This window comes from Prochlorococcus sp. MIT 1307 (genome assembly GCF_034092395.1).
Classification (GTDB): Bacteria; Cyanobacteriota; Cyanobacteriia; order PCC-6307; family Cyanobiaceae; genus AG-363-K07.
In genome coordinates, this window is sequence record NZ_CP139301.1 from 548,721 (window position 1) to 565,058 (window position 16,338).

At 40.0% G+C, this 16,338-nt stretch carries 17 protein-coding genes; 8 read left to right on the forward strand and 9 right to left on the reverse strand.

Features of this window, described 5'->3' with window-relative positions; all coding sequences use genetic code 11:
* Nucleotides 1–226: 226 nt before the first annotated feature.
* Nucleotides 227–1,375, forward strand: a complete 1,149-nt coding sequence (gene aroB / locus SOI82_RS02940) for a 3-dehydroquinate synthase (RefSeq protein WP_320667890.1) — start codon at nucleotides 227–229, stop codon at nucleotides 1,373–1,375.
* Here the strand turns inward: aroB and SOI82_RS02945 are convergent.
* The gene (locus SOI82_RS02945) at nucleotides 1,359–2,603 is read right to left on the reverse strand and encodes a class I SAM-dependent methyltransferase (protein WP_320667891.1); all 1,245 of its coding nucleotides are present in this window, start codon (nucleotides 2,601–2,603) and stop codon (nucleotides 1,359–1,361) included. The genes aroB and SOI82_RS02945 overlap by 17 nt on opposite strands.
* Between SOI82_RS02945 and SOI82_RS02950 the strand changes: the two genes are divergently transcribed.
* Nucleotides 2,602–3,408, forward strand: a complete 807-nt coding sequence (locus SOI82_RS02950; protein WP_320667892.1) for a TPM domain-containing protein — start codon at nucleotides 2,602–2,604, stop codon at nucleotides 3,406–3,408. The two genes, SOI82_RS02945 and SOI82_RS02950, sit on opposite strands and share 2 nt — an antisense overlap.
* 106 nt (nucleotides 3,409–3,514) lie before the next feature.
* Here the strand turns inward: SOI82_RS02950 and SOI82_RS02955 are convergent, their stop codons facing one another.
* Complete coding sequence (locus SOI82_RS02955; RefSeq protein WP_320668312.1) at nucleotides 3,515–4,360, reverse strand: TIGR04168 family protein; 846 nt, start codon at nucleotides 4,358–4,360, stop codon at nucleotides 3,515–3,517.
* Between the two features lie 68 nt (nucleotides 4,361–4,428).
* Between SOI82_RS02955 and nadA the strand changes: the two genes are divergently transcribed.
* Entirely contained in the window at nucleotides 4,429–5,400 is a 972-nt protein-coding gene (gene nadA, locus SOI82_RS02960; protein ID WP_320668313.1) for a quinolinate synthase NadA, read from the forward strand.
* 5 nt (nucleotides 5,401–5,405) lie between these two features.
* Here the strand turns inward: nadA and SOI82_RS02965 are convergent, their stop codons facing one another.
* The 4 genes from SOI82_RS02965 to SOI82_RS02980 form a co-directional block, all read right to left on the reverse strand.
* Nucleotides 5,406–6,668: a S41 family peptidase gene (locus SOI82_RS02965; protein WP_320667893.1), complete on the reverse strand. Its 1,263-nt coding sequence runs from the start codon at nucleotides 6,666–6,668 to the stop codon at nucleotides 5,406–5,408.
* A gap of 128 nt (nucleotides 6,669–6,796) precedes the next feature.
* The gene (gene ispG / locus SOI82_RS02970; protein WP_320667894.1) at nucleotides 6,797–8,029 is read right to left on the reverse strand and encodes a (E)-4-hydroxy-3-methylbut-2-enyl-diphosphate synthase; all 1,233 of its coding nucleotides are present in this window, start codon (nucleotides 8,027–8,029) and stop codon (nucleotides 6,797–6,799) included.
* On the reverse strand, nucleotides 8,026–8,706 hold the full coding sequence (locus SOI82_RS02975; protein ID WP_320667895.1) for a uracil-DNA glycosylase: 681 nt from the start codon (nucleotides 8,704–8,706) through the stop codon (nucleotides 8,026–8,028). The genes ispG and SOI82_RS02975 overlap by 4 nt, the downstream gene beginning before the upstream one ends.
* Nucleotides 8,687–9,073: a VOC family protein gene (locus SOI82_RS02980; protein ID WP_320667896.1), complete on the reverse strand. Its 387-nt coding sequence runs from the start codon at nucleotides 9,071–9,073 to the stop codon at nucleotides 8,687–8,689. The genes SOI82_RS02975 and SOI82_RS02980 overlap by 20 nt, the downstream gene beginning before the upstream one ends.
* Before the next feature lie 95 nt (nucleotides 9,074–9,168).
* Between SOI82_RS02980 and SOI82_RS02985 the strand changes: the two genes are divergently transcribed.
* Genes SOI82_RS02985 through SOI82_RS03005 form a run of 5 tightly spaced genes read left to right on the forward strand, consistent with a single transcriptional unit; the run spans nucleotide 9,169 to nucleotide 14,285 of the window.
* Nucleotides 9,169–10,347: a pyridoxal phosphate-dependent aminotransferase gene (locus tag SOI82_RS02985; RefSeq protein ID WP_320667897.1), complete on the forward strand. Its 1,179-nt coding sequence runs from the start codon at nucleotides 9,169–9,171 to the stop codon at nucleotides 10,345–10,347.
* A gap of 37 nt (nucleotides 10,348–10,384) precedes the next feature.
* A complete protein-coding gene (locus SOI82_RS02990; RefSeq protein ID WP_320667898.1) occupies nucleotides 10,385–11,287 on the forward strand; it encodes a putative selenate ABC transporter substrate-binding protein in 903 nt (300 codons plus the stop codon).
* Nucleotides 11,284–12,027, forward strand: coding sequence for an ATP-binding cassette domain-containing protein (locus tag SOI82_RS02995; RefSeq protein WP_320667899.1), 744 nt, complete (start codon nucleotides 11,284–11,286; stop codon nucleotides 12,025–12,027). Before SOI82_RS02990 ends, SOI82_RS02995 begins: the two co-directional genes overlap by 4 nt.
* Nucleotides 12,024–13,586, forward strand: coding sequence for a phosphonate ABC transporter (locus SOI82_RS03000; RefSeq protein ID WP_320667900.1), 1,563 nt, complete (start codon nucleotides 12,024–12,026; stop codon nucleotides 13,584–13,586). The genes SOI82_RS02995 and SOI82_RS03000 overlap by 4 nt, the downstream gene beginning before the upstream one ends.
* Before the next feature lie 21 nt (nucleotides 13,587–13,607).
* Entirely contained in the window at nucleotides 13,608–14,285 is a 678-nt protein-coding gene (locus SOI82_RS03005; RefSeq protein WP_320667901.1) for a GDSL-type esterase/lipase family protein, read from the forward strand.
* A 15-nt stretch (nucleotides 14,286–14,300) separates the two neighbouring features.
* On the opposite strand, the gene SOI82_RS03010 is transcribed toward SOI82_RS03005, so the two are convergent.
* From SOI82_RS03010 to SOI82_RS03020, 3 genes are read right to left on the reverse strand one after another with little or no spacing between them, the layout of a single operon-like run.
* Nucleotides 14,301–15,044, reverse strand: coding sequence for a DUF92 domain-containing protein (locus SOI82_RS03010; protein ID WP_320667902.1), 744 nt, complete (start codon nucleotides 15,042–15,044; stop codon nucleotides 14,301–14,303).
* Nucleotides 15,045–15,099: 55 nt separating this feature from the next.
* Nucleotides 15,100–15,870 carry a 16S rRNA (uracil(1498)-N(3))-methyltransferase gene (locus tag SOI82_RS03015; protein ID WP_320667903.1) on the reverse strand — a complete coding sequence of 257 codons (771 nt, stop codon included), beginning with the start codon at nucleotides 15,868–15,870 and terminating at the stop codon, nucleotides 15,100–15,102.
* A gap of 8 nt (nucleotides 15,871–15,878) precedes the next feature.
* Nucleotides 15,879–16,328 carry a DUF3531 family protein gene (locus SOI82_RS03020; protein WP_320667904.1) on the reverse strand — a complete coding sequence of 150 codons (450 nt, stop codon included), beginning with the start codon at nucleotides 16,326–16,328 and terminating at the stop codon, nucleotides 15,879–15,881.
* Nucleotides 16,329–16,338: the final 10 nt, after the last annotated feature.

Genomic DNA, 16,338 nt, shown 5'->3' on the forward strand with positions numbered 1-16,338 from the left:
ATCCAATAATGCAAGCTTGAGAGCTCACAAACAAGAATCTATTGCCAAATGAGCCACCCATACGAGTTTTACAACTCGTTTAAGCTTTAAGCCTATAAAAGGGCTTACCTTCTATTAGAAGTCATTCAAGCAAGGCTTAACCACAAAAGCCTATTAATTCAGAAGCAAATTGTTAGCAATGAAGTGAAATGACTTAAAACAGTGCATTGCATCCAGGCAAAATATCATGAAAAACACTTGCTTAGATATCTTGGAGGTTACAGATCAATCCACCCGTCGTATTCCCGTTGAAATCTCTAGGAAACCTTATGAAATCATCATTGGGAAAGGCATACTTCATCGTATTGGTGAAGAACTGAATAAAGCAGGGATAAAAAAAGGAGTAAAAATTCTAGTAGTTACCAATAGCGATGTAGCAGAACCATATAGCGATCTTTTTATAAAGAGCCTTAAGGAAAGTGGATATGAACCAACTCTACTAATTATTAAGGCTGGTGAAAGTCAAAAAAATCCTTCAAGTATCAGCCTTATTCACGATGCGGCATTTGCAGCAAAACTCGAAAGAGGGTCGCTGATGATTGCATTTGGTGGAGGCGTTGTAGGAGATATGACAGGATTTGCAGCAGCAACATGGCTAAGAGGCGTTTCAGTAGTTCAAGTACCCACAACACTTCTAGCCATGGTGGACGCCTCAATAGGCGGAAAAACAGGTGTTAATCACAAAGGAGGAAAAAACCTTATAGGGGCTTTTCATCAACCAAAACTAGTATTAATAGACCCCTTAACATTAAAAACACTTCCTGTGCGAGAGTTTCGCGCAGGAATGGCTGAGGTCATTAAATATGCTGTAATAGGAGATACAAAACTTTTCAGTCTCCTTGAAAAGCATAACGACCTTAGCGATTTAATAGAATTAGATTATGAAACTCTAGAAGAGATTATTAGTCGTTCGTGTTCATCTAAGGCCAATATTGTAGCCTTAGACGAGCATGAAAGTGGTATCAGAGCAATCCTTAATTATGGGCACACATTAGGTCACGCTATTGAAACTCTATGTGGTTATGGAACCTGGCTACATGGAGAGGCAGTTTCGATAGGAATGGTTGCAATTGGAGAGCTTGCAATACAGCTTGGAAGCTGGAGTGAAGATGATGCGAATAGACAAAAAGCTCTACTAAAGAAAGCAGGGCTGCCTACAACTTGGCCCAAATTAAATATAGAAGATGTATGTCAAAGCTTACTAGGAGATAAAAAAGTAAAAGAAGGAAAAATATGCTTTATTATCCCAAAGAAGATTGGCGTGGTAGGAATAAAAGATGATGTTAATATTAGTTCTATCAAGGAATGTTTATCTAGAATTAGCCATCTGGATTAGCAAGGAACTTAGTAGTTAAACTTCCTTTTAAATATCTATTTTCATTATCCACTTGAAAAGCCATCCATCTAAATTCCCCTAAGCCAGCAGGGTCAACTAAACGAAGTAAAGCTTCTCTTCTAGCCAAGGCAGCTGCTAATTGATCATTTGGAAGTTTCTGTAAAGAATAAAGACGTTCAGAAAGACCCAAAGCCAAAAGGGCCAACCCTTGTCTTGCCTCTCCCAAGTAATTCCAATTGCTTTTATCAGCAAAAAACTTAAGTACATCAATGCAAAGATGTGAAGTAATATCATAATATCCAGGATTATTAAGGACTTCGGAACTTGCGGATTGATTTCTATAACTCATAAGTGTGCCATTATTTCTTGATGCTTTGTAATACCGGCCTGCTTCTAATGCATAGTCAATAATCAACATAGAGCCAAATATTAATGACTTAGAGGCTTTGGACATCCATTGCTTCAAATCTAGATGTAACTCACTACACCAACCATTAGAAATGTCTTCTGGTGGTATTTGAATAGAAAGTGTATCTTGAAACTCTGACAAGGATTCTTTGATATTTAATGAAAGTGGAAGTTCTACATAAGAAAGTTTTTGTTTAGACCTAACTACCTGAAGTTTAATACCTTGTCTAAAAAGTTCTCCATCACGAAAAATTATTCTTTCAACAGGAAGTGCATCAAGAACCTCATGGGCTAATATTACACCAATAACAGGGTTTTCCGACAATTCATCTAAGGAGGCCCATCTTATTGGAATGGTTGATATAGAACTTAGAAGTTTCTTTTGTTTTTCAATCATACCTTCATTTATATCAACCAACAAAAGCTCTAATTTACTAAAGATATATGGAGAGATTTCACTAATTACACGTATCAAATCAAAGACAAGGTCTCCTTCACCAGGACCAGCTTCGATCAATGACAGTGGGAGATTATTAATATTTTTCTTTTGCAATTGTTCTAGCCAATCAACTAGTTGGCATCCCAAAAGCTCTGCGAACTCACTTCCCAAAGAAGGTGAAGTAGCGAAGTCCCCTTTTCTTCCAAGCTTTAAATGACCTGAAGAGTATGCACCATGTTCAGGGTCATTTAAAGCCCAATCCATGTATTGATGAAAGCTAATACTCCCACCAGCATCAGAGATTTTATTTGCTATCCATTCTGGACAATGCGCAGATGAGCCATCCATTAGAGAGAATGCCCATGAGTGATATGACTTCATGGGATTTAATCACAGGATAAGACCCTTGCTTGGTCTTCTTGCTTTATTGGTTTCTTTCATTCTCTGTAGCCCGGTTTTTTCTTATGACAATCCAGACCTTCTTCCTGAAGAAGCAACACCAATAATTGATCTAGCTAAAACACTTAATGACAACCAAAGAGTCGAGCTGGAAAAATCACTGAATGATTACGAGGAAGAAACAGGATGGAAGATCAGAGTTCTCTCCCAATACGACAGGACTCCTGGACTTGCAGTACGTAAATTCTGGGATCTTGATGAGCGCAGTTTGTTAGTGATAGCTGATCCTCGAGGAGGAAACCTTCTCAATTTCAATGTAGGAGATGCTCTATATGCACTTATGCCAAGAACATTCTGGGTAGAACTTCAAACGCGCTATGGGAATCAATACTATGTAAAAGACAACGGAGAGGATGGTGCGATCCTAGGTGCAATTTCTTCAGTAGAGGGTTGTCTTAACAAAGGAGGCTGTCAAGTTGTTCCAGGCTTACCAAGAGAACAATGGTTGTTTACATTAACGACCTCAATATTAGGTGGATTTATAGCAGGTTTTGCGGCTTTTCCTCGCAGGGAGGGAGACATAATTGCATGGCCTTGGTTACTTCTATTATCACCTCTTTGGGCCATGCTTTTTGGGGTATTTGGCATTGCCCCAGTAATTTCAAGAACTACAGATTTACTTCCTCTAGTAAGAAATAGTTTAGGTTTTATAAGTGCACTTATTACTGCATATCTATTTGCCCAAGAAACAATTGGGAAAAATCTAAATTCAAATTCTGATATTTAACATATAAAGTTCATAATAAGTTATAACCAGAGGAAATTCATTCCTCTAATATTCATCAAGTAAATCTTTAAGATAGGTTAATTAATATTGTATAAGGTTGATACTATTATACAAGCGATCTATTTGATCTGTTTAATAGTATTTCCTCAGAAGCAATTGAGGTGTCATTTCTAAACCATCGATGAGAAACATAATCCAAATGACCATTAAGAAATTGAACCCAAGAAAGATGGTGCAAGATATTTCCATCTTTGTCCAGCTTTCTTCGAGGTACACATGCAGCGTTTAAATAAATCGTTCCCCAACGATCCTCAAAAAATGTTTTTCGAGCTTTATTTCCACGTTTCAATGAATGATGCATATGGCCAAAAACAACCAAATCGGGAATTCGCTTTTTCCTTATCTGATCAATAGCGAGCTCAAGATCTTTATCCCCCCAATCAACCGCAGGCAATCTCCAATCTCTACCACAAGGGCTGTCTGCATCTGAGCCAAGCCCTGTAGGGCCAGAATGAGCAAGGATCACCAATGGCATCGCCTCACAGGCATCCTCAGCCGCTAAAACAATCCGGTTAACAGATTCCTGAAGTGTAATTGGACCAAAAACTCCAACAACCTCAGGCGAAAGGTAAAACCCACCTCCAGCACTACATGGACGTGCCCCCACTACAGCAATCTTTGGAGATTGCCAGTTCCTCAACCCCCATCCACAATGAATATTTCCCAGGATGTTTAACTGAAGTCTTAACAACTCACCAGTGAGGTCATAACCACGATCATGATTACCAAGAATCAAAGCGGTGGGGATATTCAGGTTTTTTATTGCTTTTACAAGCCTGACATCAGCCTCTCCTAAATCGCCAACGAACAGGACTCCATCAGGAGCCAGCTGAATTAGAAGCTCATGGTCATCATCCAACCAATCACCATGAAGATCTCCAGCTATAGCAATGGTAAGAATTGACAGGTTTTGTGAATAGGCTGGATCTATACTGACTCAAATTGCGTATTTGAACTCTGATTACCGCTGTTTCCGCCTACCAGACGGTTTCACCGGTTCCCCAGAACAGGGAAGCTCAACTCAAAGCCATTAATTTGCTGCGCAAAGAAAGGAATGCAATCATCCTTGCTCACTATTACCAAGACGCGGAAATACAAGATATAGCTGACTTCATTGGAGATTCACTGGAGCTATCAAGAAAAGCTGCAAATACAACTGCAGATGTAATAGTTTTTTGTGGCGTACATTTCATGGCAGAAACTGCAAAAATTCTTTGTCCCCAAAAAACAGTTCTAATTCCAGACTTAGATGCAGGATGCACATTGGCAGATGATTGCCCTGCTGAAGAATTTGAGAATTTTCGCAAACAACACCCTGACCACTTTGTAATCAGCTACATAAATTGCACTGCCTCTGTAAAAGCCCAAAGCGATCTAATATGCACAAGTAGTAATGCTGTAGATTTAGTCAAGCAGTTACCGAAGGATCGCCCAATATTATTTGCTCCAGATCAAAATCTTGGGAGATGGGTTCAAAAGAAAAGTAAGCGTAAGCTTACCTTTTGGCCAGGCAGGTGCATTGTTCATGAGTCATTTAGTGAAGAAGCTTTAATCAAATTGAAGCTTAAATATCCACAGGCTGAAGTAATCGCACATCCAGAATGTCAAAGTAATTTGCTAGAGCTAGCTGATTTCATAGGTTCAACTAGCAAATTACTTAAGCATTCTGAAATAAGCTTAGCGAAATCATTTATTGTCCTAACGGAGCCAGGAATACTTCATCAAATGCGCCTAAGACTGCCGGGCAAAACTTTTTTAGAGGTACCAGGGATTGATGGTTGTAGTTGCAATGCATGTCCCTACATGCGTTTAAATACTTTAGATAAAGTCTTAACTTGTCTTGAAACAATGAAGCCCCAAATCAATATGGACGAAAATTTAAGAAGAAAAGCACTTAAACCAATTGAACTTATGCTCAGCATGAGCAAATAATCCAACTACCTCAAAGCAAATTGAAGATTGGTCGTTTCCAATTGGAATGTTGTATTAGCTTTCGATTTCTTAATCATCTTTATAAGTTCAGTTTCAGCAACCATATATTGAGTATCCCTAGATGTAGCAATATCTTCCTTTGTAAATTTCAAAGCATTCTTTTCTGACATCTTCGACTCAATATCAGGCTTGATTCCATTCTTATGAATGTCTTTACCTTTTGGAGTTAGATACTTTGCAATAGTTACTGTTAAGCCAGAACCATCAGAAAGTGCTCTTACTGATTGAACAAGACCTTTGCCAAATGTCTTCTGACCAACAAGAATACCTCTGTTGTTGTCTTGTATGGCTCCAGAAAGAATTTCACTAGCACTGGCAGAGCCATTATCAACCAATACGACAACAGGGCGGCTAGTCAATGCCTTTCCATTGGCACGTCTTATATCTTTTATTCCATCTCTAGTCTGTGTACTAACAATTGTCCCCTGATCTAACCATAATCTTGCAATTTCGATACTTGCCTCTAGTAATCCGCCTGGGTTACTTCTCAAATCAAGAACATAACCAAGTGCAACCTGGTTTTCTAGATTATTAATAGCATTACGCATTTCACGTACAGAATTAGCGTTAAACTGTTTTAAGCGAATATAACCAATCTTAGTTCCAGATTTTGTCTGGTTTAACTGACTATCAACTGCATTAATTTCGATTTTATCTCTAAGCAAACTAAAACTTAATAATTGATTCTCTCGCATTATTCCAAGTTTTACTTCTGTTCCCTTTCTTCCTCTAATTAACCTAACTGCCTTTTCTATACTCATACCTTTTGTAGATTGATCGTCAATTGATACGATCACATCCTTAGACTTAATGCCAGCATTAAAGGCAGGAGTTCCTTTTATAGGAGACACAACAATCAAGTTATTTGTCTCTTTATCTAAAGACAACTGTATGCCAACACCAGTTAATCTACCTTGAGTGTCAATTCTCATTTCATTGAATTCCTTAGGGTCAAGAAAACGTGTATAAGGGTCATCTAAGACCGCAAGCATGCCTCTAATAGCTTCATGAGATTCAGAGGAGTCAACATATGTTGCTCCAAGTATTGATCTACGGAGTTTTAACCAGTTTCCAGAGTCGAAACTCCCAGATGAATCCAAATAGTCTCTATATACAATTTGCCACACTTGGTCTATAACCTCTTTCGGACTTTCTTTTATCAAAGTAGAAGTATTTTTTGGGAATCCAAAACCTGGAAGAATGGACAAGCTGAATGCTGAAATAGCAGTTATAGAAGAAGATAAAAGCCAGGAGGAATTCAGTTTCAACTGTAAATTAATAGCACTTTTTATTGAGCAAAATTGACTCTTAATTCTTAGGTTCTTTAATGATTCTATCAATTTCTATCCACCCATTTTCCATCTTCTTTGATCAAGTCAATCAAAGCATCGACACCCTCATCTTCAGGTACTTTGCGTATTTCGTCCCTCCCTCGATAGAGTGCGATTACGCCTGGACCTTTTCCAACATATCCATAATCTGCATCAGCCATTTCACCCGGCCCATTAACAATACAACCCATAACGGCTATATCCAGACCTGTCAAATGAGAAGTCGCATTTCTAACTTTTTTTACTACTTCCTCAAGATTAAATAATGTACGACCGCAACTTGGACAACTAATATATTCCACCATGGTTTTTCTCAAGCCAACGGCCTGAAGAATGGAATAGCAAACGGGTATTTCTTTTTCGGGTGCTTCTGTAAGAGAAACTCGAATTGTATCTCCAATTCCTTCAGACAAAAGTGTTGCTATACCTACGGTGCTTTTAATACGTCCATAGTCCCCATCCCCTGCTTCAGTTACTCCAAGATGCAAAGGATAATTGAAACCTTCTTTATCCATTGTATCTGCCATCAACCTATACGCAGCAAGCATTACTGGTGCCCTTGACGCCTTCATAGAAATGACAATATTATGAAAATCAAGGGAATCACATATACGAATAAATTCCATTGCAGATTCAACCATGCCAAGAGGGGTGTCACCGTAAGTAAACAACATCCTCTCTGCTAAAGAGCCATGATTAACTCCTATTCGAAGAGCCTTATCTTGTTGCTTTAACTTATTAACAAGTGGTTCAAATCTTTCAACAATTCGATCTGCAATTGCCTTGTTTTCTTCAGCTGTAAATTCTGTACGATTTGGATCGGCTTTTTCAAAAACAAAAAGGCCTGGATTAATTCGAACCTTATCTACATGATTAGCAACTTCCAAGGCAATTTTCATTCCATTATGATGAACATCTGCGATCAAAGGAACTGGTTGATAAGTACTTTCTAAGCGTTTTTTTATTTCACCTACAGCTTTGGCATGAGCCAGACTTGGAACCGTAAGCCGTACCATCTCGCAACCAATTTCATGTAGCCGCCGAATAGCGGCTGTTGAGCCTTCAATATCAAGGGTGTCTTCATTAATCATTGATTGCACCCTTACAGGGTGATCACTACCCATGGAAATATCTCCAACCATTACTGTTCGGGTAGTCCGACGATATATCTGAGTGTCATATCGCTTAGAGGAATTAGCTAAATCTGTCGCCAAATTATTGTTCAGAATGGCAGTCATGGCTTCCAACTCCTATTACAACCCAACATTGGCATAGCGATAGCTTTTTGAAATTCTTTGAGCTTATTTTTCACTTCCAAAAGGTCTCCACGTGTAAGTGAAATTGGGGCCCCTTCAACTTTAGAAGGATTTCTCAAAAGATATGAAGGATGAAAAAGGGGCATAACCATTCTGCCCTCCCAAGTCTGCCAAACACCTCTTAAGGAAGTGATTTTTTCCTTTACACCTAAAACCGCCTCAACAGCAGTAGATCCTGCCAGGGCAATTACCAAAGGGTCAACAAGCTTTATTTGTTGTTTTAACCAAGGTAGAGAGGATAATAGCTCAGCTTTTGAAGGTCGTCGGTTTTTAGGTGGTCGACATTTAACTGCATTACAGATAAAAACATCCTTGCTTGGATTGATACCCACATTGATCAACATTTGATCTAAAACTTTTCCTGATCTCCCTACAAATGGCTCTCCCAAAGCATCTTCTCTAGCTCCTGGCGCTTCTCCAATAAGCATAAAACGAGCACCAGGATTTCCACGGCTAACTACAACCTGCGTTGAGGATTGATTGCAACCACAACAATCACACAAAAGTTGACTGACAAGGGATTCTGCTTCCAAAACACACCCATGAACAGAAATTTGAAAATAAATAATAAACCCTGAGTTATTGATCCTTAGGGACATAAATCAAAAAATAATTTCCTTCCGGATCTATTAGCCAGGATTCAGCTCCAAATGATTGGAGTTTGGGTTTTTCAACAACCTCAGCCCCCTTTAAAACAAGGCTTCCTATCCATTCATTAATCGAGGACAGGGGCTCTGCCGAAGGTGTCCGCTGAAAGCAAAGTGCTGAAGCTCTGCCACCCTTTGGCCAAGCTTGTGTATCGGAAGGTCGGTAGATTTGAATGCTCAAACAATTCTGGTGATCAATCAAATAATGATCATTAGTGATCCCTTGGCGAAGGTCTCCATTTGTTGCAAATGCATAAAATTCAGAAAGCTTTTGAGGCTCCCTAGAAGCAATAACCACACTGAGCTGAATAGAAGACATCAAGAAATTAATAGAACTAATAAAGGTTGTCTAAGACTCAACATCAGGCAGGATAAGTTTCTTAAGAGCACATCCTCTAAAAAGATGCTGCAAAAATGCCACACCCTCCACTAATTTCCCAACGGGCGGTGGCCCTTCAACCCTCATTAACTTTGGCGATAAGTGCTAAAGCGAAAGCCCTGAAACAAGAAGGGAAAGATATATGCAGTCTTAGTGCAGGAGAACCTAACTTCGATACGCCTGAATTTATAACAGAAGCGGCAGTCCAGGCTCTTCGCGATGGAATTACACGATATGGTCCTGCAGCAGGAGATCCAGAGTTAAGAGAAGCTGTTGCTTCAAAGCTCAGCGAAACCAATCAAATACCAACAAGACCAGAAAACGTTCTAATAACTAATGGTGGAAAGCAGGCAATCTACAATCTTTTTCAGGTAATCCTTAACCCTGGCGATGAGGTGATAATCCCAGCGCCTTATTGGTTGAGTTATCCAGAAATAACTCTTTTAGCAGGTGCAATTCCAAAAACCCTTTCTTCCTCACCAGATGACGGCTTCTGTCTAGATCTAGAAAAATTGGAGCGCATGATCAATAATAAAACCCGCCTCTTAATTCTCAATTCACCGGGCAATCCAACTGGTCGAGTGATGCCTCTAGTGGAGATGAAGCAATTAGCAGAAATTCTTCGAAGACATCCTCAAGTTTTGGTGATGTCTGATGAAATATATGAATTTCTTCTTAGTGATGGTGAAGTACATTACAGTTTTGCCGCAACTGCTCCAGATCTTGTGAACCGTATCTTCACAGTAAATGGTTTTGCAAAAGGCTGGGCTATGACAGGTTGGCGACTTGGTTATTTGTCAGGAAACTTAGAAGTTATAAAAGCAGCAAGTGCACTCCAAAGTCAAAGCACTAGCAATGTTTGTAGCTTTGCCCAACGTGGAGCACTCGCAGCACTAACAGGTCCAAGAGATTGTGTTTTTGCAATGGCTAAGAAATATAATTCTCGAAGAGAAATATTATTTAATGGGCTAAATACAATTAAAGGGCTCTCTTTGGTTTCACCCAAAGGAGCTTTTTATGCGTTTCCACAATTGCCCGCAGGCAGCCCAAAGTCAATAAATTTCTGTGAATTAGCTCTAGAAAAAGTTGGCCTTGCAATAGTGCCTGGTGCAGCATTCGGCAACGATAATTGTGTAAGGCTATCTTGTGCTGTTAGAAGTGGAGTTATCTCAGAAGGTCTTAAGCGCCTAGATCAATTAATCTCACAGCTCTGAAAATATCTAATATTATATGTAGGAAAGATCATAAATTATGCCTCAAAAAACTCGACGTAGGTTCGTACTCCAATTATTACTGCTAGGAAGCTTATTCATTCCAAATAAAGTTTCTTTAGCCCAACCAAAACTCTTTATTAGTGCGATTCCAGATCAGAATCCTGAACATTTAAATCGTATGTATGGACTTCTATCCGCAGAATTAAGCAAACAACTGGGAATTCCGGTTAGATACGTTCCCATAACTAATTACCCTGCAGCTGTTAGTGCATTTCGTACAGGCAGCTTAGATTTAGTTTGGTTTGGGGGGCTAACAGGAGTGCAAGCTCGCCTACAAAAACCTGGAGCAAAAGTATTAGCTCAAAGAGATATTGATCTTCGTTTCCAAAGTGTTTTCATAGCAAATCTTGCTAGCAAAATCCCAGTAATCAAGAATCAAGGTGAGCTCAAGCTTCTTAAAAACAGGCGGTTCACATTTGGCTCCGAGAGTTCTACTTCCGGAAGGCTAATGCCTCAATATTTCCTTCAGCAAGCAGGCGTAGAGATAAGTCACTTCAAAGGAAAGCGTCCAGGCTTTAGCGGAAGCCATGATGCCACACTAGCTCTTGTGCAAAGCGGCTCATATGAAGCTGGAGTCCTCAACAAACAAGTATGGGAAACGAATCTAAAAAGAAGAAGAGTAGATAAATCAAAAGTCAGAATTATCTGGGAAACACCCACATATAGTGACTATCACTGGCTAGCACAAGGGAATTTAGATAGTCGATTTGGCTCAGGGTTTACAAAAAAACTCCAAAAAACAATTCTAGGCTTCAGTAGGGAATCGAAAGCTCAAGCTAAGATTTTAGAGTTGTTTGGGGCAAATCGTTTTATTCCTGCCTATGACTATCAATATAGAGAGATTGAACTTATTGGACGTCAACTAGGAAAGATTAAGTGACAAAACTAATTGAACTAAAAGAGGTTTACGTTAGAAGCAAAATTCAATTTAGACTCAAGAATATTAACTTATCCATCGGCAGCGGAGAAAAGGTTGCACTCCTTGGTCAAAGTGGCTCTGGGAAGAGCACACTCATACAAGTAGCTAATGGTAGTTTAATACCAACTCTTGGCCAGGCCACATGGAGAGGCGTCCCACTTAAGCACTTAACATCTAAACAACGCCAAAGAATAGCAACACTATGGCAAGACTTACGCTTAGTGGAAGAACTTACAGTTTCTCAAAATATCAACACAGGAGCCTTGGGTCATCATAGTTTTTTGTGGGCATTCAGGAACTTGCTTGGAAGAATTGAAACCAAAGAATGTCTAACATGCCTTAAAGAAGCAGGATTAGAACATAAGTATCTAAGAGTACCAGTTACAGAACTTTCAGGAGGACAACGACAAAGGGTAGCCATAGCACGTCTACTAATACAGCAAGGAGAGTTGCTCCTTTGTGATGAGCCATTATCAAGCCTTGATCCAACTCTTATCAATGAGGTCCTAGAACTTTTGCTGAAAAAAAAAGCAGTTCAAGTAATTAGAATTCCAGACACTTGTCTTATCAGTCTTCACCGTCCTGATTTGATTTCCAATTTCACACGTGTAATAGGATTAAAAGCAGGAGAAATAATTCTAGATTGCTCGCCAAACGTACTTGGGTCATCAGAGATTAATTCTCTATACCGGGACAAATGAGTCAATCTAAGCCTTCACTAGTATTAATTACGATCTTACCCGCACTAGCATTAATCCCTGTGCTAGTTAAGATCTTAACAGAAATCCACAGCGGTGGGTTACATCTCTTATTTGAATTTTTCTCCGCATCTGTCCATCCATCTCTACATCCAGTAGTAATTCATAATGCATGGAGAGGGTTACAAGTCACTATTGCAACTGCATTACTAAGTTGGATATTTAGCATGTTGGGAGGAATAATATTAGGCCTACTAAGTTCAAATATCTTCTGGAAAATCTTTGAAGCCCCCCCCTGGCAGCCAATACTCATAAGACGACTCTTAGCAATACCAAGAAGCATCCATGAACTCATTTGGGGGTTACTTCTACTTCAATTATTTGGAATGAGTACATCAATAGCGATTATTGCAATATGCATTCCCTATTCGTCCTTAGTGGCAAGAGTTTTGTCTGATCAAATAGACAGCTTGGATCACCGAAGTCTTATGGCTCTTAGGCAAGGAGGCGTTGCGCCTCTTAGCGCTTTAACAACAGCCTTGTTGCCAGCGATGATTCCCATAATTAATAGTTACGGCGGGTATCGATTGGAATGTGCTTTGCGTGGAGCGACAATGCTTGGAGTGTTTGGGATGGGAGGAATAGGTACAGAGCTGCAATTAACGCTTCAGTCCCTTGAGTTTAAAGAGATGTGGACATCATTGTGGATGCTAGGTGGGGTGATGTTCACTCTAGAAACAATCTTAAACTGGAGGCGCATGTCCTTTAGAACCTCAAAGAAAATCAACGGAAAGCTCTGGATTTCACTTGTATTGATGTTCACAACCATAGGGATATCTTGGATATGGCTACAATCACTAGATATTCAATTAATAGGAAGTTTTATTTGGCATCCAATTCCTTTACCAACAATCATTGATATAAAATACGCAATAATGGAATTACCATGGATAGATCTAATTAGTAGTACGTTATTAATAACTATTCTTGCAGCAGGTATTGCAATTGGCACGCCTCCTTTAGGAATGATGCTATTTCCAAACCAATTAGGGCAAACAATACAAAAAGTTCTTTGGGCATTTCTTAGATTAATTCCACCGCCACTATCTGCTCTTCTTTTATTGCTCTGCACAAGTCCCAGCCTTTCAGTAGCTTCTTTAGCACTAGGGCTCCATAACCTTGGGGTAATGGGACGCCTACTTAACGAAGGGATCAATCAACAAAGCAACAACATTTACGGTGCAATAAAGTGTATAGGTTCAGGAGATCGTTTAGCCTGGCTACATGGCCATCTATGTCCACAAACAAAAAGCTATCTAGCTTATGCCGCATACAGAGCAGATGTTTTGTTGAGAGAAACAGCTGTAGTGGGTGTCGTAGGTGGTGCTGGCCTTGGATGGCAACTACAAGAATCACTAAGTTCTTTTGACTGGAGCCAAGTGGCTGTGATCACGACTACATTTAGCCTTATAACTTTAGTTGGAGAAAGCATGAGTGAAAAAGTACGCCATTACTGGCTCAAACCAGCAAATAGTTCACAAAAACTATTGATCCAATCCTAAATTCCTTCCTATATTGTTGAAATGATAGAGAATCCCAAACGACTACTTATCATTGGAGATAGTGGGGTATACGGATGGGGAGATATAGAAGAAGGAGGTTGGTGTGAGCGACTACGGCGAAAGTGGATGAACCTACCAGGAGCCCCAATTTTGTATCCCTTAGGGGTACGTGGAGATGGCTTAGAAAAGGTTGCAAAGCGCTGGCAAAATGAATGGGAATGTCGAGGCGAGCTACGACGACAAGTTCCTGATGGATTATTGATCTCAGTGGGAATTAATGACACCGCACGAGTAGGCAGACCCGATGGAAGACCACAACTATCGACAGAAGCTTTTAATTTTGGATTAATGCAACTCCTTAAGCAAGTCAAGAATCAAACCAAAGTAATGGTCATGGGTCTAACACCTGTCGACGAAGCTGTTATGCCATTTGCCGACTGTTTATGGTATTCCAATGAAGCCGCCTCAATTTATGAAGCACAAATTGAGGCGGCTTGCTTAGAACTTGATGTGCCATTTTTGCCACTGCATCGAGCGATGCTCACTGAAACCAATTGGATCAGTTGGATTGAGCCCGATGGTATTCACCTGAATACCAATGGCCATTATTGGGTTTACAACAAAGTAATGAATTGGCCCGCGCTACTTAAATGGGCTGGACTTAAGCAACTAGAAAATTTAACGCCTTCAGTTCTCTGAGGAATTTAAGCATAATTAGCCCCACCAATAGGCGATGGTCATTGCAGTCAAGGCTGCAAAACATGTTTGCAAGAAATTGATCATCTCGTTTGTCAGACCAACTAATCTTTGTTGAACGACAGCCCCTAAAAAACTTTCAAATAAAGTTGCTACAAAGCCCATAACAAAAATAAGAACGCCAAAAGATCCTATTTCTACAAAAAACAAACTCACTATTGAAAAAGTCATTAGGAAGCTTCCTAAAACACTCGCAAAGGTACCTTCAATGCTTATCGCTCCATCTGTTCCAACTGGAACTTGCTTTAAAGAGGTAATAAGCACTGTTTTGGTCCCCCATCTTTTACCAATTTCGCTGCCAAAGGTATCTGCCAACTTCGCAGCAAAGCTTGCAGCAAATCCAATAAGCAATAATTTTTGCGAGCCAAATTCTGCACCAATCAAAAGTGCTAGGCAAGCACCAGTAGCGGCAGACCCCCACAGATTTTCAGGTCCACGGCAACCATCACGCCCTTCAGCAAGTCCTGCCTTTTTCTTGCGTGCAAACCCAAGTCTTGTAACTAATGAGCCAAAACAAAGATATAAGACTACAGAAAGCCATCCACGCCAACCTAAACAGCCCCAAAGAATAGTGCCAAGTGCACCCGCATGAACCCAACCAGAACGTGTCAGCAAGGGAACACGTTGAGCAAATGCAATTAAAAGTGCATTCAAACAAAAAGCCCAAAGCCATACAGATTCAATTGGAATTAAGGAGATCATTAATCCGTCAGGTGAACTTACAAAAACTAATCATGGCTAACAGTTCAAAAAATTTCTACTTGACAGAACAAGACTTATTTCGCCTCCACGCTACTAATAACTGAGTCGCAGAAACTGCTGCGGTAGATGTTCTCATAATCGACTCTCCGAGGTGAACTTCAACACAACCAGCTTCTCTAGCCAACAACTGTTCTTGAAACGTCCATCCCCCTTCAGGCCCAATAGCAACCCATATCTCTTCTATTTCCTTCTCAAATCCAGAAACCCATTCTTGAAGATCCTCTAATCTCAGCAATCGAGGAGAAGCAAAAGCAAAGGCTGCTTTGCTTGGCTTTTTCTTTAACCAATCTTGAACATCTACAACCGAACGAAACTCCGGCTTCCAAAGACGCTCTGACTGCTCAACAGCCTCTCGAATAATCCCATCCCATCTAGCTAACTTCCCTTCTGCTTTTGTGCGCACAATGCCACGTTCAGAAATAAGCGGTTGAATAATGTCAACTCCAATCTCACAACTCATTCGAAGTAATTCATTCAACCCCCTCTTTGGCAAGACGACTGCTAATCCAACTAATGGCTTTGGAGACGATTGTACTTTTAAAGGGCATTCTAAAGATGTGGAGAGCTGTATTGAATGCTGCTCAACCAAATTAGCTCTCCATAAATGGCCAATACCATCAACTATCTCTATGGCATCTCCCTGTCTAAGGCGAAGTACATGACATAGATAATGCACCTCCTTTTGGTTCAGAGTTAAAACCCTGTCAATTTCACTTGTTGCATTTAATCGACCTCGCTCGATCAATAAGCGCCTTAATTCAGCCACAGAAATCTTTAATCCTCTGCAGAAAAAATTGCATCTGGATGATCATCCACCCCCCAGTCTTCATTAACCCCTCCAATCAACAACTCCTCTATCTGAACAAAGTCAACATTTATCCGATGCAATGAATTTATTAAAACATCTATTGCAATAGCATCACAAGTACCCAAGTCAACCCAACAGCGTGCCCACTTTCCTAGATACTCCAATTCACCCAGGTTATGCATTAAAGAAGGCAAAGTATTAGAAATTTCTTCATTGTCGTAGACCATCCAACTCAAATCAGAGCCCTCCTCCTGAGATTGAAGGTTTGAAGCATTAAAACCGCCTAAGCGACCAATTACATACCAACTATCAAATACACCATCGACATAATCTCTTTCAGCCTTGCTCGGCACATCATGAAAGTGCATCCAAATCCAACAATTGAATGGATCCACCTCTCGAAAACGAACTTGCATAAAATTGAGA